We start from the raw sequence: 22,750 nt of genomic DNA on the forward strand, positions 1-22,750 counted from the left end.
CTACCGCGCCAGCCAGGCGGCGTACGCGTCGAAGGTGTAGGGCCGGTCGAGGAAGTCGGCGACCAGGTCGGCGGCGTCCCGCTCCCCGCCGCGGGCGAGCACCCGGTCGCGGTAGCGGCCGGCGACGACCGGGTCGAAGAGGTCGTCGGGGTCGAAGGCGGAGAAGAGGTCCTTCGCGATGACCAGCGACCACATGTAGGTGTAGTACGCCGAGGAGTAGCCGGAGAGGTGACCGAAGCTGGCGAACATGTGGGTGCCGTCGATGTAGGGGAACGGCGAGTACCGCGCCTGCAGCTCCCGCATCGCCGCGGTGAGGTCCGAGGGTCGCGAGGTGTGGAACCAGTACGACATCGCGGCGTAGAACATCTGGGTGCGCGCGTGGTAGCCCTTGCCGAAGTCGTCGGCGGCGCGCATCCGCTCGACCAGATCGGCCGGGATGGGCTCGCCGGAGGCGGAGACGGCGAAGGTCTGCAGCACGTCGGCGTCCCAGGCCCACTCCTCGAGCATCTGGCTGGGCGCCTCGACGAAGTCCCACTCGGTGGCGACGCCGGCGAAGCGGGTCCACTCCCCCGACCCGGCCAGCACGTGGTGGAGCAGGTGCCCGAACTCGTGGAAGAGCGTGACCACGTGGTCGTGCTCCATCAGGCCGCGGCTGAAGTTGCAGACCAGCACGCCCTCGGGCAGCTGCCGGCCGGCGAGCCCGTCGACGAGCGTGAACTGCGCGGCGTGCTTGTACTTGCCCTCGCGCGGGTGCAGGTCGAGGTAGATCCGCCCGATCCGCTCGGGGCCGGCGCCGACGTCGCGCAGCACGTCGTACGCCGTGACCTCCTCGTGCCACACGACCGCGCCTGGGACCGGCTCGTAGGCCAGCCCGAAGAGGCGGCCGGTCACGTCGAGCAGCCCCTGGCGCACGCGCGCGAAGTCGAAGTAGGTGCGCACCCGCTGCGCGTCGACGTCGTGCCGCTCCTGGCGCACCAGCTCCTCGTAGTAGAGCGAGTCGGCGGTCGTGATCGCCTCGGCGCCCGGGACGTCGCGGCGGTAGCGCTCGAGCAGCAGGTCGAGGTCACGCCGCATCGGGCCGTCGGCGGCGTCGGCGATCCGGTCGATGAACTCCGGGATCCTTCGAGACGGCTCGTCCCTCGCCTCCTCAGGAACCGTGGCGGGGCCCTTGCCGATCATCTTCACGTCGGCGTCGTACGACGCCCAGTCGGCGTAGCCGACCAGCGTGGCCAGCTCCTCGCGCAGCGCGAACATCTCGCGCAGCAGCGGCTCGTTGGCCGGCCAGCCGCGCTCGAGGAAGGCGACGGTGACGTCGCGGCGCACGTCGGCGTCGTGGGCGAACATCCGCACCGGCACCGAGTCGGGATAGTCGGTGGTAACCGTGACCAGGCCGTCGTCGGCGGCGGGGTGGGCGTCGAGCCAGTCCTGCGGCAGCCCGGCGAGCCGGTCGGGGGTGACCCGGACCGTGCGGACGTCGTCGCGGATGGTGCGGCCGAACTCCTGGCCGACCGCGGTCAGCCGCTCGTTGATCTCGGCCAATCGGGCCCGGGTGGCGTCGTCACGATCGACGCCGGCGCGCCGGAAGTCGTCGAGCGTCTTGGCGAGCAGGCGCGCCGCGACCGGGTCCAGCCCCGCCGGCGAGGCGGCCGCGAACACGTCGTACAGCGCGCGGTCCTGGCGCAGCTCGGTGACGTAGCGGTCGACCTCGACCTCGGCCTGCTCGCAGGTCGTGCGCACCGGCTCGAGCGGATGCACGTTGGCGAGGAGCGATGCCGTCGCCGCCACGTTGCTGAGGTGGCGCGACGCCTCGTCCCACGCGCGCAGCAGGTCGAGCGTGGTCGCCGGCCGCCCGGCGCGGAGGCCGTCGACGATGCCGCGGGCCGCCGCCAGGCCGTCCCGGGAGCGGGCCTCGACCCAGCCCTGCGCATCGTCGGCCGTCGGGAGGTCGAGGGGCGTCCCCGGATCAGTCATGGGGCCAGACTGCCACGACGCCTGGACAGGTAGGCGCGCTCGGCCGGGTTGTCCGTGGCCGCGATGGCGGCGTCGTACGCCGGCCGCGCCTCGGCGCTGCGGCCCAGCCGGCGCAGCAGCTCGGCCCGGGTCGCGTGCCAGGCGTGGTACGCCGTCAGGTCGAGACGGTCCACCTCTGCCAGGGCCACCGCGGGCCCGTCGAGCTCGGCCACGGCGACCGCACGATTGAGGGCGACGACGGGGCTCGGCGCCACGGCGTACAGCTGGTCGTAGAGCGCGGCGATCTGACGCCAGTCGGTGGCCGCCGCGTCGGGGGCGTCGGTGTGCACGGCGTTGATCGCCGCGAGCAGCTGGTACTGCCCGGGACGCCCGACCGCGAGGCACTCGCGCACCAGGTCGTGGCCCTCGGCGATCAGCTCGCGGTCCCAGCCGCCGCGGTCCTGGTCGCGCATCGGCACCAGCTCGCCGGCGGCCACCCGCGCCGTACGCCGGGCCTCGGTGAGCACCATCAGCGCGAGCAGGCCTGCGACCTCCGGCTCGCCGGGCAGCAGCGAGCGCAGGAGCCGGCCGAGCCGGATCGCCTCGGCGGTGAGGTCCTCGCGGATCGAGTGCTCGCCCGAGCTGGCCAGGTAGCCCTCGTTGAAGACCAGGTAGACCACGGCCAGCACCGCGCCCAGCCGGGCGGTCAGGTCGTCGGCCGCAGGGACCCGGTAGGGGATGTGGGCGTCCCGGATCTTCCTCTTGGCGCGGGTGATCCGCTGCGCCATCGTGGTCTCGGGCACGAGGAACGCCTGGGCGATCTCGGCGACGGTCAGGCCGCCGAGCAGCCGCAGGGTCAGCGCCACCCGCGCCTCCGGCGCGAGGGCGGGATGGCAGCAGGTGAAGATCAGCCGCAGCCGGTCGTCCTCGACCGGACCGGTCGGCTCGTGGGGCGTCTCGTCGTGGATCATCAGGGCCGCCTGGTGCTTGGCGTCGCGGCGCGACTCGCGGCGGAGCCGGTCGAGGGCACGGTTGCCCGCGGTCGTCGTCAGCCAGCCGCCCGGGTTGGGCGGTACGCCGTCGGCCGGCCACCGCTCGAGGGCGACGACCAGCGCCTCGCCGGCCGCCTCCTCGGCGACGTCGATGTCGCCGAAGCGGCGCACCAGCGAGGCCACGACCCGGCCGTACTCCTCGCGGTAGATCCGCTCGACGGCCTCGTGGGCGTCGCGATCGCTCAAGCCGTCACGCCTCGGGCTCGTCCTGGAACGGCCGCACCTCGACCCGCCCGGCGCACGCCTTCGACCCTTCGGCCGCCCACCTCAGGGCGGCGTCGAGGTCGGGCGCCTCGATCACCCAGAAGCCGCCCAGCCACTCCTTCGACTCGGCGAACGGCCCGTCGGTGATGATCACCTCGCCGCCGGTGTTGTCGACGGTGGTGGTGCTCCCGATCGGCTGCAGGCCTCCGGCGAACACCCAGGCGCCCTCGGCCCGGAGCCTCTCGTTGAACCGCTCCACCGCCTCGAAGAGCGGCTGCATCTCCTCCATGGTCATCTGGGACTGGGCCGCCTCGTCGGCCGCCGATCCGTTGACTGCGAGCAGGTACTGCGACATGGTCTCTTCTCCTTGCGTCCTTGGTGCAGCGGGTCCGGTGGCCCCGCTCACCCTCTCCACGAACGGTCCGTCCTCGATACGACACCCTTCCGGAAAAGACTTTCGACGCCTACGGTCGGGCCGGCCAGCCCGTACCCTGAGCGCGTGCTTCCCCGGTCGTTGGTCCTGCGCGCCTGCGCCACGGTCGCCGTCCTCGCTCTCGGCACGGCCGGCCTGACGTCGGCCTCCGGCGCCGACGCCGGGCTCTCGGCGAAGCCGAAGGACCCGCGCCGAAGCCAGGGCCTGTTCGTCGACCCGAAGATGCCGGCCTACCAGCAGGGCGGGGTCTATCGGGAGGAGATCGGCCGGGTCGCGCAGGCCTTCTGGGTGATCCCGGAGGCCTACCCCACTCGCCCCGATCCGGACCAGCCGTGGCTGGTGCCGGTGGGGCAGGCGGCCGCCGTGTACACGGGCGACGCCGCGGCGGCCGGGAAGACGCCGGTGCTCACGATCTACGGCATCCCCGGCCGCGACTGCGGCATGTACTCCTCCAACAACCCGCTGACGACCGCCCCTCAGTACAAGGCCTGGATCAAGCAGGTCGCGGCCGAACTCGAGGGGCGGAAGGCGCTCGTGGTGCTCGAGCCCGACGCGCTGCCGCTCTTCAGCAGCTCGGTGCAGGCCTGCCCGACGAAGCCGCGGGGCTGGCAGGGCATGCTCCGGTTCGCGTCGAAGCGGCTGAGCCGGAGCGGCGCCTGGGTCTACCTCGACGCGGGCCACTCGAACTGGACACCGCACGAGACCCGGCCCGCCCACCTCAAGGCCGCGGGGGTGCGGTTCGCCCGCGGGATCAGCACCAACGTGTCGAACTTCCGCCCGACCCGGGACGAGAAGCGGTACGCCACCGGACTCCTCCGCGGCCTGCGCAAGCTGGGCGTGAAGCGCAAGCACTACGTCATCGACACCTCGCGCAACGGGGCGGCGCCGAGCAACGATGGCATGGACGTGATCAACCCGACCTGGGCCGAGGTCGGCAAGAAGCCGAGACTGGTCTTCCGGGGCGCCTTCGACGGCACCCTGTGGGTCAAGCACCCGGGCGAGTCCGACGGCTACGAGAACGGCGGGCCGGCGTCCGGCCAGTGGTGCGACTTCCTCGCCGACCGGCTGCTGGGACTCCCCGAGAGCGGCAGCTGCTGACCGCCCGGTGGGGGCGGCGTACGGGCGGTCGTCGGGATAGTCCGTCACGTTTCGGTTGCCGATCGGCCGGCGAGCCAACCAGAACGTGACGGACTATCCCGGACTGACGTCGCCCGAGCCTCACGACGCGGCATCCTTCCCCCGCTTGTCCTCGGCCAAAGTGTGGGCGACGACGGCGTTCGCGTGGCCGTGGCCCATGCCGTGCTCGTCCTTGAGCAGCGCGACCAGCTCCATGTGCTTCGCGCCCGCGCCGTAGCCCGGAGCCGCGCGCACCACGGCCTGCCACTCCGCGATCGGACGGCCGTACTTCTTCTCGATCGACGGGAAGTACGACGCGGGCCCCTGCACCTTCTCGGTCATCACGCGATCCTCTCCTGGAGATGCACGGTCACCGTGTCACCCGCCTGCTTGCCCGACTCGACGCGGAGCGCCGACCGGACCGGCAGCTTGTGGTTGCCGTCGCCGAGCGCCATGAACGAGCTCTCGAACGGCCGGCCGTCGACGGTGCCACGCACCTTCACCAGGCCACGCGTGCCGAAGTACGCCGCGGACTCGGGCCAGATCACGTAGGTCCAGCCACCCTTGGCCCCACTCGTCTGAAGCACCGCCTCGAAGGTGACGTCGATCTCGGTCATGCCGTTTCGACCGGTGGCGGGAACAGGACTCATCGGCGACTAGTGGTCGTCGCTGGGAGTTCCTCGGGGGTGGCCCGTGCTCGGGGTGCGTGCATCGCAAGGCTGTGAGGATCGCGTACGCAGCCTGATCGTGCTGGGCTGTCCTCGGTGGCCGCGGGCGTGACTCTTGGCAAGGCTGGCCTCGTGCCTTTCTGGCGACTCGTCCGCTCGTGGTCACCGGCCCCGGCCCGGTCGGAGGAGCTGGCCTGATTAGGAGCTTGACCGGCGGGCGTTATCGTCGCCCGTCGTGTCTCATCACAGTCCCGCCGAATCTCCGTCCCGGACCGGAACCACGTCCCTTCCGGCATAGGAGAGAACGCATGACCAGTGTGACCGACCTGCGTGAGGTGGTCGATGTCGTCATCGGCGTCGACACCCACGTCCACACACACTCCGCAGCTGCGGTGGATGCCCGCACCGGCGGTGTGCTCGACCAGATCACCGTCGACGCCACTCCCGACGGCTACGCCCAGCTGACGGAGTTCGCCGACGAGCATGCCACCCTGCGCGCGTGGGCGATCGAAGGCACCGGCAGCTTCGGCGCCGGCCTGACCCGCCACCTCCGCACGCGAGACGAACTGGTGATCGAACTCGATCGACCGGTCCGGACCAAGCGCCGCAACGGCGCGAAGTCTGATCCCCTCGACGCGATCCGCGCAGCCCGTGAGGCGCTCTCCCGCACCAAGTTGGGTGGCCCGCGCGACGGCGGGGATCAGGCCGCAGAGCGTCACTCCCTCTCGATGCTGCTCACCGTCCGCCGCTCCGCCGTGGACGCGGCCAGCGACGCCCGACGACAGCTGTTCAGCCTGGTCATTGCCGCACCGGAGCCTGTGCGGGAACGATTCCGCGGTCTCAAGGCATCCGCCATGCCCGCAGTCGCACGGAACCTGCGCACTCGCGCCTCGTGGGACGTCGAGACACGGACCGCGGTCACCATGCTGCGCACCCTGGCGCGCCGGATCCAAGCCTTCACCGAAGAAGCTGCCGAGCACGAGCGAGCCATCCTGGCGATCGTGCGGTCTTGGCGACCCGACCTCCTCGCCCAGCACGGCGTCGGACCGATCGTGGCCGCGACCGTGCTGTGCGCCTGGTCCCACCCCGGCCGAGTCCGCTCCGAAGCGGCGTTCGCGATGCTGGCCGGGGTCGCACCCATCCCAGCCAACAGCGGCCAGGTCACCACCCGCTACCGCCTCAACCGCCGCGGCGACCGACAGCTCAACCGCGCCCTGCACACCGTCGCCCTCTCCCGCTGCCGCCACGACCAACGCACCCGTGACTACGTGGCCCGACGAACTACCCAGGGCAAGACACCCCGCGAGATCAAACGCTGCCTCAAGCGATACATCGCACGAGACCTCTACCGACTCCTCCAAGCCGGCAGCACCACTTGACGTCCCATAGGAGCGTCGGCGGCGCGACGGCATACCTGGTTGTCTACCGAGCGTCGCCAACGCGGCGAGGTGCGTGCCCGGGGTGCGGGCCACCCGAAGAACTTCCAGTGATGGCCACTAGGTTGGGGCATCGTGCGCGGGCTGAGGGAACGGATGGCGGGCCTGGTCGCCGACACCCGTCCCCTGCGCAACGAGCACTTCCGGCGCCTGTGGCTGGCCAACATCATCACGGTGGTCGGTGCCCAGCTGACCGTCGTCGCCGTGCCGGCGCAGATCTACGACGTGACCGGCTCGTCGGCGTACGTCGGGCTCACCGGGCTCTTCGGTCTGGTCCCGCTGATCGTCTTCGGGCTGTGGGGCGGTGCGCTGGCCGACGTCTTCGACCGGCGCACGATGCTGATGATCACCACCAGCGGACTGATCGGCACCAGCGCCCTCTTCTGGCTGCAGGCGGCGATGGGCAACACGAATGTGTGGCTGCTGCTCGGGCTGTTCGCGGTCCAGCAGGCGTTCTTCGCGGTCAACCAGCCGACCCGCGCCGCGATCCTGCCCCGGCTGCTCACCCCCGATCTGCTGCCGGCCGCGAACTCGCTGAGCATGACGGTCTTCCAGGCCGGCGCGATCGGTGGCCCGCTGGTGGCCGGCGTGCTGATCCCGATCCTCGGCTACCAGTGGCTCTACCTGGTCGACACGATCACGCTGTTCGCGACTCTCGGCGCGGTGGTGCGGCTGCCGCGGCTCCCGGTGGAGGGACCGACGACCAGCCCCGGGCTGCGGTCGGTGCTGGAGGGCTTCCGCTACCTCGGCGGCCACCCGGTGCTGCTGATGTCCTTCGTCGTCGACCTGATCGCGATGATCTTCGGCATGCCGCGGGCGCTGTTCCCCGAGATCGCGCACGTCTCCTTCGGCGGGCCCGACGAGGGCGGCCTGGTCTTCGCGCTGCTCTTCGCCGCGATCCCGACCGGGGCGGTGCTCGGCGGGGTCTTCTCCGGGTGGGTCTCGCGCGTCGACCGGCAGGGGTACGCCGTGATCGTCTGCATCCTGGTGTGGGGCGCGGCCATGACCGGCTTCGGCGTCGCCGTGGCGCTCGCGGACTACCGGGGCATGCTGCTGGTCGCGCTGCTGATGCTGGTGATCGGCGGCGCGGCCGACATGGCCTCCGCCGCCTTCCGCACCAGCATGCTGCAGAGCGCCGCGGCCGACTCGGTGCGCGGGCGGCTCCAGGGCGTGTTCGTCGTGGTCGTTGCCGGCGGCCCGCGGATCGCCGACGTCGTGCACGGCACCAGCGCGGCGATGGTCGGCACCGCGGCTGCCGCCGCCGGTGGTGGGGTGCTGGTCGTGGTCGGCACGGTCGTCGCCGCCGTCGCCGTCCCGTCGTTCGTGCGCTACCGGCTCAGCCGCACCACTACCATCGCCCGGTGATTCGCCCCGTGATCGACCCCGACGACCTGGCCACGACCGTGCGCGTGCTCGGTCAGCTGCACCACCTCGACCAGGACGACCCGGACCTCGTGACGGTCAAGCGCGCGGCCTCGCACATGTACAAGGCGCTCAAGTCCGAGCGCCGGGCTCGCAAGCGCCAGGCCGAGCTCGCCCACGACCGGGCGATCACCGAGGCGACGGCGACCGGGTCGCCGATGCGGATCGACGACGAGACCCAGGGCATCCCGCTGGTCTCGACCGCGCCGGGCGCCTTCGCGGGCGAGCTGATCAACCCGCGCGGCTGCTACATCTGCAAGACCGACTACACGCTGGTCGACGCGTTCTACCACTACCTCTGCCCCAGTTGCGCGTCCCTGTCGCACGCCAAGCGCGGCCAGGGCACGGACCTCGCCGGGCGCCGCGCGCTGCTCACCGGCGGCCGCGCGAAGATCGGCATGTACATCGCGCTCCGGCTGCTGCGCGACGGCGCGCACACCACGATCACCACGCGCTTCCCGCACGACGCCGTACGCCGGTTCTCGGCGCTGGAGGACAGCGCCGACTGGATCGATCGGCTCACGATCGTCGGCATCGACCTGCGCGACCCGACCCAGGTCATCGCGCTCGCCGACGAGGTCGCCGCCGCGGGCCCGCTCGACATCCTGATCAACAACGCCTGCCAGACGGTGCGCAGGTCACCGGGCTCCTACGCGCCGCTCGTCGAGGCCGAGCTCGCGCCGCTGCAGACCGGCGTGCCGCTGCCGGAGATCGTGAGTTTCGACCGGATCAGCGACGCCCACCCGGCCGCCCTCGCGGGCACTCTGCAGCAGCACGCGATCGCCCACCACGAGACGCCCGCGCACACGCCGGCCTCGATCACCGCGCTCGCGCTGCAGGCGGGCCACGCGAGCCTCGAGGCGCACCTGGCCGGCACCGCCGTCGACGCCGGCGGACTGCTGCCCGACCGCCAGGTCAACAACTCCTGGACCCAAACCGTCGACGAGGTCGATCCGCTGGAGCTGCTCGAGGTGCAGCTCTGCAACGCGACGGCGCCGTTCCTGCTGATCTCACGGCTGCGCGCATCGATGCGGGCGTCGACGGCACGGCGTACCTACGTCGTCAACGTCTCGGCGATGGAGGGCCAGTTCGGCGGTCGCCGCTACAAGGGGTCGGGGCACCCGCACACCAACATGGCGAAGGCGGCGCTGAACATGCTGACCCGCACCAGCGCGGGCGAGATGTTCGAGTCCGATGGGATCCTGATGAACGCCGTCGACACCGGCTGGATCACCGACGAGCGCCCGCACGAGGACAAGCTGCGGATCGCGGCCACCGGCTGGCACGCGCCGTTGGACCTGGTCGACGGGGCCGCGCGGGTCTACGACCCGATCGTGCGCGGCGAGGCCGGCGAGGACCTCTACGGCCACTTCCTTAAGGACTTCGAGCCCGCGCCCTGGTGAGCGGGGCGGCAGGGCTTAGCTGAGGTCGGCGACCCGGTCCCGGTAGTCGTCGATCACCCATCCCACCCGGTCGAGCTCCTGGTCCGGCACGTCGTTGGCTCGTGCGTGCCCCCGCCAGTCCTCGAGGACGTGGCGGATCCGGAGGAGGCCGTGGCGCGCAGCATCGGCGTCCAGGCCGAAGTACTCGGACTGGGTGACCAACGCGCGCAGCGAGTCCGCGCGGGTGCCCGCTCCCGAGAGCGTGGTGGTGCGGGGCATCGCCAGCTGTGGGTTGACGTTGAGGTCGAAGGCAGGCGCGAGGGTCCACCCGCGGGCCGTGCGGCGAAAGCCGTGGTTGTGGAAGTGGTCGTCGGTGTTGTTCAGGGCCACGGTGAACGCGATCCGGTGCCACAGGTCCCGCAGGTCCGCGGCGGTGCTCGCGGAGTGGTCCTCGATGGCGTCGACCAGGTCCATGTAGTCGTTCCCGGCGCTGCTGGCCACCTCGGCCATCGTGCGGGCGCTCACGTAGCCGATGCGGCCGGCATCAGGGCCCGCGCCGTCCCGGTCGAAGCGCCCCAGGAGTAGCACGTGACGTGTCCCGACCTCGACCAGGCGTCGTTCCGGCACCTCGATGCCGCACAGCTCCGCCAGGTCCAGGGCGGTCTTCTCCCACGCCATGACGTCCCACTCGTCCTCGCGAAAGGGGAACTTGGCGATGAGGAGTCGCCCCTCGTCCTGGACCGACGCCTTGGGTCGGGCACCGCCGAGGGTGCCACTGCCCGCGGCGAGGAGGAGCTTGAGGGCGTCTGCCACTCCCGCCTCGTCGTCTGCGGCGACCCGGTCGGCGGCCTCGAGGAGCTCCGGCAGGCCGACCAGCTTAGGGACCGATGCGTCAGTGCCGACGAACGTCGTCGTCCCGGGAGCCGCATAGCGCAGGCTGCCCTGTCGCATCTGGTCGCTGACACCGACCAGGAGGTCCGGCTCGGTGAGCAGCGGCACCGGCTTCCTGGCCGCTGCCGCCTCCAGGCGGAGCTTCCTGGACACGAGCTGACGCCCCCACCAGTCCGGGGTGGAGTCCGAGAACGCCGACGGGAGCGCCCCGAGCACCGTCGAGGCTCGAGACAACGGCAGGGCGGGGTCCAGCTCGTACGCCGCGCGGTTCGCGAGGTAGTCGCGTGCGTAGGTGAACTCCGTCGTCGTCGTCGCACCGTGATAGCGGAACGTCGCGGTCCCCGCGAGCACCGTGGCACCCGCGAGCACGACGTGGACGTCGAGCGCCTCGGGCCGGGCCACGCTCACCTGGCCGGCCCCCGGACCCGCTGAGGCAGCGCGTCGTCGGCCCGGGCGCGACCGAGGTCGGTCTCGTACGGGTCGAGCGCCTCGACGGCGCGGTCCAGCTGACCCAGCGCGCGCAGCACGTTCAGATACGTGCTGAGGGTGACTCCGAGGTCGCCGGACTCGAGCTTGGTGAGCGTGGGGCGGCTGATTCCGGCCCGGTCGGCCAGCTGCTCGGCGGTCAGGTTCTGGAGCTTGCGCCAGGTGGCGACATGACTGCCGAGCTGTCGGCCCGCGCGCACGAGACGGGCCTGCGGTGGACGCTTGGCCATCGGGCGGCTCCTCTCGACTTAATGCAAAGCATAGCAGTCACTAAGTCACTTACCGCTAACTATACTTGGCATTAATTTAGTCACCGCCTCCCCGGTGCCATCGTGAAGAGGCTCCCGAGCCCCTACCCGGCTCGCGCGGGCCGCGCGCCTCCACCTCGGCCCCACCCCGCACTGACAGGATCGCGTCCCATGGACGCGATGGAGTGCGACGGCTGCGGGGCGACGATGCGCTGGGAGACCTCGCACTCACGGTGCGACCGATGCGGCTACATCCGGCCCTGCTGCGAGGGCGCGCCGGTGACGGCGAGCTGCGTCGTACCGACTGACACTCGGGGCGCGTCGCTCCGCTAGCCCTTCCAGAGCACGGGTCGGGGTGACAGGTCGACCTCGGCGCCTACGAGCGGCGTCGGCCCTAGACGTCGAGCAATCCGCGCAGGTAGGCCGCCTGCCCGACGTGCTGCGCGTCGTCGTCCGCGACGCTGACCAGCCGCACCCCGAGCGACACCGGCGGGTCCCACCGCTCGTCGATGATCCGGTCGAGGTCGTCGTCGGACAGGGTGCGCAGGTAGGCGACCGTCGCCTCGTGGGTCGCGGTGAGGTACGCCGCCAGCAGCTCCCCGGTGGCCCGCACCTTCGCGACCTGCTCGCTGGTGTGCCCGTAGCCGTGGTCCTGCGGATCGAGGTCGAGCCCGAACCTCTCCACCCACCCCTGCGTGAACCACACCTGCTCGGTCCCCGCCACGTCCGCGATCTGCGCATCCTGCACCCGCGCCGCGTGCCAGACCAGCCACGCGATCGAGTTCGCATCAGGACTCGGCCGGTGCGCGAGCTGCTCCTCGTCGAGCCCACCCACCACCGCCGTGCCGTTCTCCAGCACCCGCTCGAAAAAGTCCACGTACACGTCCGCTGGGGTCATACCTCGACCGTACGCCGAGGCCTACGGTCAGGTCAGCCGCGCGGCGGCTCCATCACGATCCCTGGGTAAGTCCCAGGAGGCAGCACGGCGTCGGTGTGTCACTTTGCTGCGTATGCCCAGACGGTGCGTCCCCGCGTTGCCCGCGCAACACGGAGCGCTGATGATCACCCCTTATCGACGCACTGCTTGCAGCGCGGAAAGCCGCCAGTGCCGCTGACCTTGTTGTACGAGGGAATCTGCTGCCCAGTGGGGCAGTCGTTGTGGTCGTGATAGACGTCCGGGTCGGACTTGTTGCTGGAGTGGTACGCCGAAACCTTCACAGTTGCTCCTATCTCAGTGCGTCGCCGATCTGGCGACGTCAGGAGGCTAAACAAAGGCACCGACACTTCCGTGCCGTCGATGGGTAGGGCAGCGGAGTGCGTCTATTCGCCGCGACTGGGGCAGGACGCGTCGGCACGCAATCTGCGGGACGCAGTCAGCTTCGGAGGTCAGCGGTGGGCCAAGGCGCATCTTGTCGCCGGCCGCGTTCAGGAGTGCGATCGCGTCAGCGCGCGCCAACCGCACGTGGTCGGATGCGGCCCGCAAGGTCTTGGGATCGCGATGGATGCGGGCGATGAGCTTGTCCTTGGTCCGGCGCGTCACCGGGACTTCGGGGGCGTCGCCGAAGCTGTAGGTGATCTCGAGCTGCTGACGGTCCGCATCCGACCACCAGTCCAGGTGACTGTCCTGGATCACTAGCAGGCAGGCGTGCAACGCGTCCAAGTAGGCATCGGGCACTTCATTGGTCGGGCCACCACCGAGGACGACGATGGACGGTGAATCCGATGGCTCACCGGTGCGAACCACCTCGATCGGGAGCGCCGGCTCACTGGCCGCAGATTCGCCGTCGTCGACCAGGACGAGCGGCGTCACGCCGTCGTCCGGGCCCCAGCGCAGGTGACCGACTGCTTGCCCGAGGGAGTCGATGTACGGCACCAGCTCCACAGCACCGTCGACCCAGCGAAAGGTCCGGGCCGCCCGCTTGAAGCCGGCGAGTGTGCTGTATGCGACCGCCTCCGGGGACCGCGCAACCAGCGCCTCGGTCGTCCGGTCACGGATCTCGATGACGACGCGCCCGTACCCGTCGTCGGCGAGTTGGAAGAACGCCCTGGCCTGCAGTGCGCGACTCGGGCTTGCCTTCCACGGAGACGACCAGGTGAAGCGCAGGTCGCGAGCCCGCACGTACTCGCGGGCCTCGGCCAGCACCTCGGGCGGCCAGTCCCGCCGTGGGGCGAGCTCGGTGAGGGCGGCGTCGATCACCTCGAACACCAGCCGACCGCGCGCTCGCCCAGACAGGGCGGCAACAGCCGGCGGGACGGAGACACCGCAGAACTCCCAACCGTCGGGCCGGTCGACCCAGACCTCCGCACGGATCGTCGCGGCACCGTCGTCGGCCGGAAACGAGTGGAGGCGCAGCGTGCTCACCGGTCCAGTGAGATCCACTGACCGCAGGGCTTCGCTGTACAGCTCCTCCACCCGACGCGCCGACTTCAGCCACGCGTCGATCTCGGGCTCGTCCCGCCAGGGCCGGTCTCGATGCCCGGTCGCAGGCCAGAAGTTGATCGCCTGGAATCTCACCACCGTGGCAGCGTCACAGGTCTCAAGAACTTCGGCTGGTTCATCCGCGACATCGCGGGGCCTTCTGCCACACTCCGGGTGTGTTCCGGCATCGCGGTCGCCACCGGCAAGGCTTTGTGGCGTGGTTGCGCAACGACCTTCGCCGGGTGCCTCCGCTCCGCGTGACCTGGCGGACGGTGCGCAGGTACCCACACATCCTGCGGCGGACTCTGCTGCTGGGGGCCTTGGTCTGCGCGGCGTACTACGGAGTTCTGAATCTGCTCGGTCTCGAAGACACGTCGGCCGTGCTCGTCGGACTCCCCATCGCCGTCGTCGGCGCGTACAGCGGTCGGCAGATCGCGCGGTATCGGTTGGATAGGCAATCGGCTCCAGCCGCTGCAGCGGAGGTGTGACGGCGGGACGCCGTCCGGTCGCGGTGGTTTCGAGACAGGCGCTAGCGCGCCTTCCTCAACCACCGAAGTCGTCGCCGTCGCGCGGGTGGTTTCGAGACAGGCGCTAGCGCGCCTTCCTCAACCACCGCCTGGCGTCAGCCGCGCATCTTCTCCAGTCGTACGGCGAGGAGGGGGCGGCGGTGGGCGTTGCCGGGGAGGTCGACGTAGCGGTCGCCGTACGCCGAGAGGAGGGCGTCGTCGAGCCGGCGTACGGCGCCGGGCGGGTAGCGGTAGTCCATGCGCTCGACGATCTCGCCCGCGTCGACGTCGGCGAGCACGTCGCCGAGGGCGGCGAGGGTGGTGAGGCCGAGCTCGGGGAGGAGGCCGGCGATCCAGGCGTAGTGGTCGGGGCGCGACCACTCGGCGTCGGCGTACTGCCCCGCGAGGTACGCCGCCAGCTCGCGCGGGCTGACGCCCTCGGCGGCGGCGTCGACCTCGCCGACGGCGGCGCCGCGCAGCCGCTCGCGGATCGTGGTGAACTCCTGGTCCGCGAGCTCGAGCAGCCCGGCCGCGAGGGTGAAGCGGCGGTCGAAGTCGCGGGCGTGCTCGGTCGGGACGCTGCCCTTGTAGCGGATGTCGTGCTCGAACTCCGCCCACGCGTGCTGCAGCACCGTGCGCACCTGCACCTGCGCCACCTGCCCGTCCTCGCGCGCGACCTGGAGGTGCCGGCTGGCGTAGCCGAAGCGGCCCTCGCTCGCGGTCTCGTTGCCGAGGTCGCGGTCGTCGAGCACGTCGAACTGGGCGCCGAGCACGTCCGCGACCGCGCTCACGTCGGCCCTCACGTAGGTGATCACCCGGACGCCGACCTGGTCGCCGATCTCGCGCAGCGGGTCGGAGTACGCCGGCAGTCCGTCGACGGTCCGCGCCGCCTTGGCGGCGAACGAGTCGACGCTCTTGGCGCGGCCGGCGACGGAGAGGTAGTTGATGCCCGCCTCGTCGAGCAGGCCGGTGACCTGCTCGACGTACTCCGCCGCGACGGCGACCAGCTGCGGCTGGCGCTCGGCGTACTCCGCCACCGCCTGCTGGATCGCGCCGTGGGTGTCGAGCAGCGTGGGCGTGACGATGTAGCCCTGCTCGAAGGAGCCGTACGTCGTCAGCCGCTTCGGCCAGCGGTGCGCCATCAGCGCGACGTAGGCGCAGACCACCGCGTCGACCTGGTCCTCGGCGCGGCCGAGCTCGCTCTTGCGGGTGGCCGCCTCGACCTGCGCACGCAGCGCCCGCCAGGTCGGGTCCGGCGGCACGATCCGCTCGAGGTGGTCCATCAGCCGCAGCAGCTCGGCGCGCAGCGAGTCGAGGGTGCGGCCGCGCTTGTCCTTGTACTTCAGCGTCTTGGCGAGGTTGAAGAGCACGATCGTCGCCGGGTGTGGGTAGACCTCGATCGCGCGCCGCTCGCGGCCCGAGCGCGGGTCCATGTCGAGCCGCAGCTGCCTGCAGATCCGGGCGCCGCGGGTCAGGCCGCCGGCGAACTCCGGCTTGCCGGTGTTGGACGGGTGCGCGCCGGCCTCGAACCGGTGGAAGTCGCGGTTGAGCGCCTGTTCGGCCTCCCGCGACCCGGTGGGGTTGGTGACGATCAGCGGGGCGTCGATGCCGACGACACAGGGGCCCTCGACGTACGGCGCCAGCGCGTCGCCGATCTCCTCGTCGGTGTGCACCGAGGAGAGGTGGACGAGGTGGCCGTCCGCGTCGAGCACGGCCAGGCCGGTGCGCTGCTTCTCACCCCAGGCGAGGTCGATGCCGACGTAGAACACGCGTCCAGACTGCCCTATCGGACCCGCGGTGCGAGTGTGGGCACGACGAACCGCTCGACCATCGCCCGCTCCTCGGCCTCGTCGCGCCCGGGCACGATCAGCAGCGACACGATGACGCGGACCAGCCACCGGGCGGTCTCCTCGTCGCCCGCGTCGGGGCGGAGCATCCCGATGACCGCGTCGGACTGGGCGATCTCCGCGGTCGTGCCGGCGTCGGCCGCGCCGAACCAGGCGAGCAGCTCGGGGCGGGCGCGCACCTGCGCCAGCGCCTTGAGGATCACCTCGACCGGGTCGCCGGCCGGCAGCAGCGCCCCGATCCGGCGCGCCTCCCGCTGCACGAACGCGACGTGCAGCCGGCGCCGGTCCGGGAAGTAGCGGTAGAGCGTCGCCCGCGAGCAGCCCGCGGCCCGCGCGATCTCGCCCATCCCGACGGCGTCGACGCCCCGCTCGGCGAAGAGCCCGGCCGCCGCGTCGAGGATCCGGTCGGTGGTCACGGCGTGAACGGCACGGTCGTGGGGCGGCGTACGTAGGGCCCGGGTGCCCACGCGACCCCGTCGAGGTCGACGGCGAAGTCGGGGCAGCGGGCGAGCAGCTCCTCCAGCGCGACCCGGGCCTGCATCCGCGCGGCCGCGGCGCCGAGGCAGTGGTGGCTGCCCTGGCTGAAGGTGAGCAGCTGGCCGGGGTTGCGGCGGACGTCGAGCTCGTCGGCGTCGGAGCCGTAGCGGCGCGGGTCGCGGTTGGCGGCGGCGTAGAGCAGCAGGACCTTGCGGCCCGCGGGGATGGTCGTGCCGTGCAGCTCGACGTCGGTCGTGGTGGTGCGCGCCAGGCCCTGCACCGGGCTGGTCAGCCGGAGCAGCTCCTCGACGGCCGGGCCGATCCGCGCCGGGTCGTCGAGCAGGATCCGGCGCTGGTCGCGGCGCTGGTCGAGCAGCTGCACCGCGCCGCCGAGCATGCCGGTCGTGGTGTCGTTGCCGCCGGTGACCATCGTGAAGACGTAGGCGAGGATCGAGAGGAGGCCGGCCTGGTCGTCGCCGACGCCCGCCGCGACCAGGTGGGAGACGGTGTCGTCGCCGGGCTCGACCCGCCGGCGCTCCACCAACTCGGCGAAGTAGCCCATCAGCTCCGCCACCGCCTCCGCCGCGCCCGAGACGGCGCCCGCCGCGCCGGCCGAGCTCGCGCCGACGATGGCGTGGGTCCACTCGTCGAAGCGGTCGCGGTCGCCCTCGGGCACGCCGAGGTAGTGGGCCACCACCATGGTCGGCAGCGGCTTGAAGAGCTCGGCGACGATGTCGCCCTCCCCGACCGCGCGCACCCGCTCGATCCGCTCGACGACGAAGTCGCGCACCTGGGGCTCCACCGTGCGCACCTGCCGCGGGGTGAAGCCGCGCGCCACCAGCTTGCGGAAGGCCGTGTGGTCGGGAGGATCGAGCATCACCAGCGGCCGGTTGTCGGCGAGGCCGATCCGCTCCAGCTCGTCGTACTCGACGGTGAGCCCGCTCGCCGAGGAGTACGTCGCGGTGTCGATCGCGGCCGCGAGCACGTCGGCGTGCCGGGACAGCACGTAGTAGTCACGGCCGCCGGGGCGGTCGACGTGGTGGACCGGGTCGTGGTCGCGCAGGTCGGCGTACATCGACCACGGGCGGGCCCAGGTCTCGGGCGTGGCCGGCTGGTACATGCCGACCAGAGTGAGACAAATCAGAAGATTTGTCCAATTTCTCGGATCAGCGCTCGACGCGCTCCAGGGCCACCCGGGCGGTGCGCGCGGCGTGCAGCACCCGGCGGGTCCGGCGGCTGCGGGCCGCTCGGTCGACCGACTCGGCGCGCAGCGCGTGGTCGAGGGCGATCGCGGGGTTGACGCTGAGGGGGTTCATGACTGCCTTCTCGTGAGTGGGGGGATCCGGTGGTCAGTCACGCTCCCCGATGAGGTGCTGTCCAGACATCGGGAGGAGTCCCGATATCGCGGCCAGATACGTCGCTCACGACGAGAACTGAGGTGCCTCAGCGTCTCTGCTTCGGATCCGGTCGCTCAGGGGGTACGCCCCAGTGAGCTCCCCGGTTGCCTCCGGATCCGAACTTTCTGCCCTCCCGCGGTCGGCTCGGCCGCGTCGAACCTGACCGGAGTGCTCCGATCCGGGCCGGAACGCGACACTCACGTCAGGTGCGTCGAGCCGTGGGCACTCGTCAGGCGGTGCCGGCGTACGCCGCCGCGATGGCCGCGCCGAGGCGGGCGTTGTGGCGCACCAGCGCGATGTTGGCGGTCAGGGAGGCGCCCGCGGTGATCTCGACGATCCGGCCGAGGAGGTACGGCGTGGCGTCCTTGCCGTGGATGCCGAGCTCGTCCATGTCGGCCAGCGCCCGGTCGATGATCACGCCGATCTCGTCGGCCGGGATCTCGTCCTCGGCGGGGATCGGGTTGGCGATCACGATGCCGCCGGCCAGGCCGAGGTCCCACTTCGCGCGCATCACGTCGGCCACCTCGCCCGGGCCGTCGACGCGCATCGGGGCGTCGAAGCCGCTGGAACGGGAGTAGAACGACGGGAACTCGTCGGCCCCGTTGACCAGCACCGGCACGCCGAGGGTCTCGAGCGTCTCGAGGGTGAGGCCGATGTCGAGGATCGACTTCACGCCGGCGGAGACGACCGCGACCGAGGTCTGGCCGAGCTCGGTCAGGTCGGCGCTGACGTCGAAGGTCTGCTGCGCGCCCCGGTGGACACCGCCGAGGCCGCCGGTCACGAAGACCCGGATGCCGGCCATCGCGGCCACCCGCATCGTCGCGGCGACGGTCGTCGCCCCGTGGGCGCGCCGCGCGACGACGTACGGCAGGTCGCGGACGCTGACCTTGGCGACGTCGTCGTCGCTGGCCAGCACCTCGAGCTGCTCGGGCGAGAGGCCGACGCAGATGCGGCCGTCGAGGATCGCGATCGTGGCCGGGGTCGCGCCGTGGTCGCGGACGATGCCCTCGACCTCGGTGGCCATCTCGACGTTCTGGGGATAGGGCATGCCGTGGCTGATGATCGTGCTCTCGAGCGCGACGACCGGCCGGCCTGCGGCGAGAGCGTCGGCGACCTCGGGGGACAGCTGCAGGGCGGGGTGCGGAGTTGCGTTCATGTGGTGGTGCTCCTGACGAGTCGATCGGTGAGGTCGGGGCGGACGGTGTGGGGGCTGGCGATGGTGAGCGCGGCGGCGGCGTGGCCGTACGCCGCCGCGGCGGCCGGCTCGGCACCGTCGAGCAGGGCGTGGCAGAAGGCCGCGAGCATCGCGTCGCCGGCCCCGGTGACGTCGACGACCTCGGTCGGCACGGCGTCGAGGGTGACCAGCCCGGCGGGGCCGCTGAGCAGCGAGCCGCCGGAGCCGAGCCGCACCCAGACCAGCTCGACCCCGCGGTCGTGCAGCGCGCGAGCGGCCTTCTCGACCTGGAGGTCGGTGCGGGTCGGCAGCCCGGTGAGCGCGGCCAGCTCGTCGCGGTTGGGGGTGACCGCGAAGATCGGCCGGTCGGCGTCGAGCAGCGGTGCGAGCAGGGCGGCCTTCGGGACGCTCACCGGCTCGAGGACCACGCGGCCGGCGGCCCGGGTGGCGAGGTCGAGCGCGAAGTCGAGGGTCGCCGTGGCCAGGTTGCCGTCGAGCACGACCAGCGACGCCGCCGCGACCAGGTCGCGCGCGGCGTTGACGTGGTCGGGGTCGAGCTCGTCGGTCGCCGCCATGTCGGAGACCGCGACGACGAGCTCGCCGTTGGCGTCGAGAACGGCGGTGTAGGTGCCGGTCGCGCGGGCGGAGCGGCGTACGTGCTCCACGTGGACGCCGGCGGCCGAGGTCGCGGCGAGCACCTGGTCGCCGAGCCCGTCGGCGCCGATGGCGGCGACCAGGTGGGTGCGGGTGCCGAGCCGGGCGAGGTTCTCGGCGATGTTGCGACCGACCCCGCCGGCCGACATCGCGGACGTGCCGGGGTTGCTGGTGCCGGACACCACGGCGCGGCGGCTGCGCGCCTTCACGTCCATGTTGACGCCGCCGACGACGACCACCGACTGCTGCTCGCTGAGCACGTAGCCGCGGCCGAGGATGACGCCCTTCTTGCCGAGGTTGGACAGGTGGACGTTCACGGCGGCGCGGGTGGTGCCGAGCTCCTGGGCGATCGCCTCGGAGCCGATCAGCGGGTCACGGCGCAGCAGCGCGACGATCTCGCGCTCCCGGTCGGTCAGGCTCATGCTTGTCAGCATAAGTCTGCTTCAGTTCAATAAGCAACAGGTTCGCGAGGACGCGCGCTCGCCACCACCAGGGTCGCGATCGCGGTGGTGAGGGGGACGGCGAGCACCAGGCCGATGCTGCTGGCGAGCGTGCGCACCAGCTCCTGGGTGATGTCCTCGGTGGTGAGCAGGTCCTCGACCGGCAGGCCGTACAGCTGCAGCACGAGCAGCACGGCGAGCGCCGTACCGGCGTAGGCGAACACGATCGTGTAGATCGTGGACGCGATGTGGTCGCGGCCGATCCGCATCCCGCTGGCGAACACCTCCGCGCGGCCCATCCCCGGCGCCGCCGCGCGGATCTCCCACACCGCCGAGGACTGGGTGATCGTGACGTCGTTGAGGACGCCGAGCCCGGCGATCAGCACGGCGCACGCGAAGAGGCTCTGGAAGTCGAGGTCGCCGACGAGGGCCGACAGGATCCCGGCCTGCTCGTCGGCGACTCCGGTCGCGCGGGTGGCCGAGGTCGCGACCACGCCGATGCCCGCGGTGAGCGCGACGCCGACGAGGGTGCCGGCGAGCGCGGTGCTGGTGCGCAGGGAGAAGCCGTGCGTCGTGTAGAGCACGACGAAGAGGATCAGCGCCGCGCCCGTGAGCCCGATCGCGACGCCGGGTCCACCGGTGAGCAGCGCGGGCAGCACGAACCGCCAGATGACCAGGCCGCTGAAGACCAGGCCGAACAGCGCGAACAGCCCGCGCCAGCGCGCCACCACGAGCACCAGCCCGACGAAGACCAGCGTCAGCACCAGCAGCGGGCCGGAGCGCACCGTGCCGAAGTAGGAGTACGCCGCGTCGCCGCCGTCCGCGGCGGGGGACCGCTGGACCTTGACCCGGTCGCCGGCGGTCAGGCCGGACTCCATGACCTGCGGCGAGACGTCCAGGGTCGCCCGGTCGCCCTCGCCCGCGCCCTCGTCGATCGTCACCCGGATCCGGCCGCAGTCGCCCCCGCGACCGATCTCCTCCGCGGTGCAGGGGCTGCCGACGGAGTCGACGGTCGCCGTCGGGAAGGTCACCCCCGGCACCGCGAACGGAGCGCCCTCCTTGATCCGGTCGACCTCGCCGCCGTCGGGCCACAGCGCGATCAGGCCCACCACGGTGGCGATCCCCGCGAGTCCGAGCGACACCAGGAGCACCAGGCGCGGGGTGCGCGGGACCTCGAGGCCGTCATCGGCACCGCCCCGGCCCGCGCGATGCGACCCGTGCGAGTGTCCAGCGCCCATGGAGGCATCCTCCCCGATCGACGGTGCGCCCGCGCACGGCCGGTCGCCCGGTCCACGATCTGGCATCCTCGTCGGGTGAGCCTCGCGAGCCGGGCACTGTCGACGCGGTGGCTGGTCCGCACGCCGATCCCGCTCTTCCGGCACGGCTGGGGCCGGCTGTTCGGCGGGCGGCTGCTCCTGCTCGAGCACGTCGGCCGCTCGTCCGGGCAGGCCCGGTACGTCGTACTCGAGGTGGTCGCCCGCGAGGCCCCCACGGCGGTGATCGTGGCGTCGGGGTTCGGGCCGCGCGCGCAGTGGTTCCGCAACGTGGTCGCGACGCCCGCGTGCCACGTCACCCTCGGCCGGACCCGGCACCCGGCCACGGCCGCGGTGCTCGACCGCGGCGAGCGGGACCGGGTGCTCGCCGACTACGCGCGCCGGCACCCGCGCGCCTGGCGGCGGCTCTCGGCCACCATGGCCGAGCTCTCCGGCACCGACATCCCCCTGGTGCGGCTGACCCTGCGCGACGCCACCTGACGGAATCCGCTGGCCGCCCGGCCCGGCCGGCACCAGAATGTTCGCGTGCCCACCACCAGCCAGTGGCTCGCCTTCGTGATCGCGAGCGCGCTCTTCATCCAGGTGCCGGGCCCGAGCCTGCTCTTCACGATCGGCCGGGCGCTGACCGTCGGCCGCCGCGACGCCCTCCTCTCGGTGGTCGGCAACGCGCTGGGCGTGACCACCCAGGTGTTCCTGGTCGCCGTCGGGCTCGGCGCAGTCGTCGCCGCCAGCGCCCAGGCCTACGTGGTGCTGAAGGTCGCGGGCGCGGCGTACGTCGTCTGGCTCGGCATCCAGGCGATCCGGCACCGCGCCGACGCGCGGGCTGCGCTCGGTGCGGTCGACCAGCTGGCCGTCGCGCGGGCCTCCGCGCGGCGCTCGCTGCGGATCGGCTTCACGGTCGGGCTGACGAACCCGAAGACGATCGTGTTCTTCGTGGCCTTCCTGCCGCAGTTCGTCAACGAGCCCGCCGGCCACACCGGGATGCAGATCGCGCTGCTCGGCGCCGTCTTCGGCGCGATGGCGGTGTGCTCCGACAGTGCCTGGGCGCTGGCCGCGAGCAAGGCGCGCGACTGGTTCGCGCGGCGTCCCCAGCGGCTCGACCGGCTCGGCGTGGCCGGCGGGGTGATGATGATCGGGCTGGGCGCGACGATGGCGGCGTCCGAGTAGCGCCAATTGCGGGTTTCGGCTGTCAGCAGCCAGAACCCGCGCGACACGCCCATGCGACACGGCGCGCCGTGCGGGTTTCGGCTGTCAGCAGCCAAAACCGCAGGCCG

At 71.9% G+C, this 22,750-nt stretch carries 22 protein-coding genes; 6 read left to right on the forward strand and 16 right to left on the reverse strand.

From position 1 onward, the window contains the following. From KM427_RS24845 to KM427_RS24855, 3 genes are read right to left on the reverse strand one after another with little or no spacing between them, the layout of a single operon-like run. Positions 1 to 1,971: a M3 family metallopeptidase gene (locus KM427_RS24845; RefSeq protein WP_215525706.1), complete on the reverse strand. Its 1,971-nt coding sequence runs from the start codon at positions 1,969 to 1,971 to the stop codon at positions 1 to 3. Then, on the reverse strand, positions 1,968 to 3,188 hold the full coding sequence (locus KM427_RS24850) for an RNA polymerase sigma factor (RefSeq protein ID WP_215525707.1): 1,221 nt from the start codon (positions 3,186 to 3,188) through the stop codon (positions 1,968 to 1,970). The genes KM427_RS24845 and KM427_RS24850 overlap by 4 nt, the downstream gene beginning before the upstream one ends. A gap of 4 nt (positions 3,189 to 3,192) precedes the next feature. Further along, on the reverse strand, positions 3,193 to 3,561 hold the full coding sequence (locus KM427_RS24855) for a YciI family protein (protein WP_215525708.1): 369 nt from the start codon (positions 3,559 to 3,561) through the stop codon (positions 3,193 to 3,195). A 144-nt stretch (positions 3,562 to 3,705) separates the two neighbouring features. On the opposite strand from KM427_RS24855, the gene KM427_RS24860 reads away from it, so the two are divergent. Beyond that, positions 3,706 to 4,737: a glycoside hydrolase family 6 protein gene (locus KM427_RS24860; protein ID WP_215525709.1), complete on the forward strand. Its 1,032-nt coding sequence runs from the start codon at positions 3,706 to 3,708 to the stop codon at positions 4,735 to 4,737. Positions 4,738 to 4,857: 120 nt separating this feature from the next. Here KM427_RS24860 and KM427_RS24865 read toward each other — a convergent pair whose 3' ends face one another. Together KM427_RS24865 and KM427_RS24870 are read right to left on the reverse strand one after the other, a co-directional pair. Further along, the gene (locus KM427_RS24865; RefSeq protein ID WP_215525710.1) at positions 4,858 to 5,097 is read right to left on the reverse strand and encodes a DUF4287 domain-containing protein; all 240 of its coding nucleotides are present in this window, start codon (positions 5,095 to 5,097) and stop codon (positions 4,858 to 4,860) included. Further along, entirely contained in the window at positions 5,097 to 5,372 is a 276-nt protein-coding gene (locus KM427_RS24870) for a DUF1905 domain-containing protein (protein WP_215525711.1), read from the reverse strand. The genes KM427_RS24865 and KM427_RS24870 overlap by 1 nt, the downstream gene beginning before the upstream one ends. 359 nt (positions 5,373 to 5,731) lie before the next feature. Here KM427_RS24870 and KM427_RS24875 point away from each other — a divergent pair, with 359 nt between their 5' ends. The 3 genes from KM427_RS24875 to KM427_RS24885 all read left to right on the forward strand — a co-directional run bounded on the left by KM427_RS24875 (position 5,732) and on the right by KM427_RS24885 (position 9,684). After that, positions 5,732 to 6,802, forward strand: coding sequence for an IS110 family RNA-guided transposase (locus KM427_RS24875; RefSeq protein ID WP_215525712.1), 1,071 nt, complete (start codon positions 5,732 to 5,734; stop codon positions 6,800 to 6,802). Positions 6,803 to 6,934: 132 nt separating this feature from the next. Then, entirely contained in the window at positions 6,935 to 8,224 is a 1,290-nt protein-coding gene (locus KM427_RS24880) for an MFS transporter (RefSeq protein WP_252274879.1), read from the forward strand. Beyond that, a complete protein-coding gene (locus KM427_RS24885) occupies positions 8,221 to 9,684 on the forward strand; it encodes an SDR family NAD(P)-dependent oxidoreductase (RefSeq protein WP_215525713.1) in 1,464 nt (487 codons plus the stop codon). Before KM427_RS24880 ends, KM427_RS24885 begins: the two co-directional genes overlap by 4 nt. Before the next feature lie 15 nt (positions 9,685 to 9,699). Here the strand turns inward: KM427_RS24885 and KM427_RS24890 are convergent, their stop codons facing one another. The 11 genes from KM427_RS24890 to KM427_RS24940 form a co-directional block, all read right to left on the reverse strand. Next, on the reverse strand, positions 9,700 to 10,962 hold the full coding sequence (locus tag KM427_RS24890) for a type II toxin-antitoxin system HipA family toxin (RefSeq protein WP_215525714.1): 1,263 nt from the start codon (positions 10,960 to 10,962) through the stop codon (positions 9,700 to 9,702). Next, the gene (locus tag KM427_RS24895) at positions 10,959 to 11,270 is read right to left on the reverse strand and encodes a helix-turn-helix domain-containing protein (protein ID WP_215525715.1); all 312 of its coding nucleotides are present in this window, start codon (positions 11,268 to 11,270) and stop codon (positions 10,959 to 10,961) included. The genes KM427_RS24890 and KM427_RS24895 overlap by 4 nt, the downstream gene beginning before the upstream one ends. A 412-nt stretch (positions 11,271 to 11,682) precedes the next feature. Continuing rightward, positions 11,683 to 12,186: a mycothiol transferase gene (locus KM427_RS24900; RefSeq protein WP_215525716.1), complete on the reverse strand. Its 504-nt coding sequence runs from the start codon at positions 12,184 to 12,186 to the stop codon at positions 11,683 to 11,685. A gap of 366 nt (positions 12,187 to 12,552) precedes the next feature. Further along, positions 12,553 to 13,803, reverse strand: a complete 1,251-nt coding sequence (locus KM427_RS24905) for a hypothetical protein (RefSeq protein ID WP_215525717.1) — start codon at positions 13,801 to 13,803, stop codon at positions 12,553 to 12,555. Between the two features lie 526 nt (positions 13,804 to 14,329). Continuing rightward, on the reverse strand, positions 14,330 to 15,982 hold the full coding sequence (locus KM427_RS24910) for a DUF429 domain-containing protein (RefSeq protein WP_215525718.1): 1,653 nt from the start codon (positions 15,980 to 15,982) through the stop codon (positions 14,330 to 14,332). Positions 15,983 to 15,996: 14 nt separating this feature from the next. Further along, positions 15,997 to 16,476 (reverse strand): helix-turn-helix domain-containing protein, encoded by a 480-nt coding sequence (locus KM427_RS24915; protein WP_215525719.1) that lies wholly within the window; start codon positions 16,474 to 16,476, stop codon positions 15,997 to 15,999. Continuing rightward, a complete protein-coding gene (locus KM427_RS24920; RefSeq protein WP_215525720.1) occupies positions 16,473 to 17,657 on the reverse strand; it encodes a cytochrome P450 in 1,185 nt (394 codons plus the stop codon). The genes KM427_RS24915 and KM427_RS24920 overlap by 4 nt, the downstream gene beginning before the upstream one ends. A gap of 46 nt (positions 17,658 to 17,703) precedes the next feature. After that, positions 17,704 to 17,853 carry a hypothetical protein gene (locus KM427_RS24925; protein ID WP_183595382.1) on the reverse strand — a complete coding sequence of 50 codons (150 nt, stop codon included), beginning with the start codon at positions 17,851 to 17,853 and terminating at the stop codon, positions 17,704 to 17,706. A gap of 310 nt (positions 17,854 to 18,163) precedes the next feature. Further along, a complete protein-coding gene (locus tag KM427_RS24930; protein ID WP_215525721.1) occupies positions 18,164 to 19,090 on the reverse strand; it encodes a pseudouridine-5'-phosphate glycosidase in 927 nt (308 codons plus the stop codon). Continuing rightward, positions 19,087 to 20,184, reverse strand: coding sequence for a carbohydrate kinase (locus tag KM427_RS24935; protein ID WP_215525722.1), 1,098 nt, complete (start codon positions 20,182 to 20,184; stop codon positions 19,087 to 19,089). Before KM427_RS24935 ends, KM427_RS24930 begins: the two co-directional genes overlap by 4 nt. A gap of 26 nt (positions 20,185 to 20,210) precedes the next feature. After that, a complete protein-coding gene (locus tag KM427_RS24940; RefSeq protein WP_183595379.1) occupies positions 20,211 to 21,440 on the reverse strand; it encodes a YibE/F family protein in 1,230 nt (409 codons plus the stop codon). Positions 21,441 to 21,515: 75 nt separating this feature from the next. Here KM427_RS24940 and KM427_RS24945 point away from each other — a divergent pair, with 75 nt between their 5' ends. Both KM427_RS24945 and KM427_RS24950 read left to right on the forward strand, forming a co-directional pair. Next, positions 21,516 to 21,956, forward strand: coding sequence for a nitroreductase family deazaflavin-dependent oxidoreductase (locus tag KM427_RS24945; protein ID WP_215525723.1), 441 nt, complete (start codon positions 21,516 to 21,518; stop codon positions 21,954 to 21,956). Between the two features lie 45 nt (positions 21,957 to 22,001). Next, positions 22,002 to 22,643: a LysE family translocator gene (locus tag KM427_RS24950; RefSeq protein WP_183595377.1), complete on the forward strand. Its 642-nt coding sequence runs from the start codon at positions 22,002 to 22,004 to the stop codon at positions 22,641 to 22,643. Positions 22,644 to 22,750: the final 107 nt, after the last annotated feature.

The sequence above is a fragment of the Nocardioides sp. LMS-CY genome (assembly GCF_018732145.1).
In the GTDB taxonomy this organism is placed as follows: Bacteria; Actinomycetota; Actinomycetes; order Propionibacteriales; family Nocardioidaceae; genus Nocardioides; species Nocardioides soli.

Excerpts from the sequence above, each read along its gene's own strand:
- KM427_RS24920 (WP_215525720.1), bottom strand. The coding sequence starts at position 17,657 with ATGTACCAGCCGGCCACGCCCGAGACCTGGGCCCGCCCGTGGTCGATG.
- KM427_RS24855 (WP_215525708.1), bottom strand. The coding sequence starts at position 3,561 with ATGTCGCAGTACCTGCTCGCAGTCAACGGATCGGCGGCCGACGAGGCG.
- KM427_RS24870 (WP_215525711.1), bottom strand. The coding sequence starts at position 5,372 with ATGACCGAGATCGACGTCACCTTCGAGGCGGTGCTTCAGACGAGTGGG.
- KM427_RS24900 (WP_215525716.1), bottom strand. The coding sequence starts at position 12,186 with ATGACCCCAGCGGACGTGTACGTGGACTTTTTCGAGCGGGTGCTGGAG.
- KM427_RS24930 (WP_215525721.1), bottom strand. The coding sequence starts at position 19,090 with ATGAACGCAACTCCGCACCCCGCCCTGCAGCTGTCCCCCGAGGTCGCC.
- KM427_RS24895 (WP_215525715.1), bottom strand. The coding sequence starts at position 11,270 with ATGGCCAAGCGTCCACCGCAGGCCCGTCTCGTGCGCGCGGGCCGACAG.
- KM427_RS24940 (WP_183595379.1), bottom strand. The coding sequence starts at position 21,440 with ATGGGCGCTGGACACTCGCACGGGTCGCATCGCGCGGGCCGGGGCGGT.
- KM427_RS24935 (WP_215525722.1), bottom strand. The coding sequence starts at position 20,184 with ATGAGCCTGACCGACCGGGAGCGCGAGATCGTCGCGCTGCTGCGCCGT.
- KM427_RS24925 (WP_183595382.1), bottom strand. The coding sequence starts at position 17,853 with ATGAACCCCCTCAGCGTCAACCCCGCGATCGCCCTCGACCACGCGCTG.
- KM427_RS24875 (WP_215525712.1), top strand. The coding sequence starts at position 5,732 with ATGACCAGTGTGACCGACCTGCGTGAGGTGGTCGATGTCGTCATCGGC.
- KM427_RS24865 (WP_215525710.1), bottom strand. The coding sequence starts at position 5,097 with ATGACCGAGAAGGTGCAGGGGCCCGCGTCGTACTTCCCGTCGATCGAG.
- KM427_RS24845 (WP_215525706.1), bottom strand. The coding sequence starts at position 1,971 with ATGACTGATCCGGGGACGCCCCTCGACCTCCCGACGGCCGACGATGCG.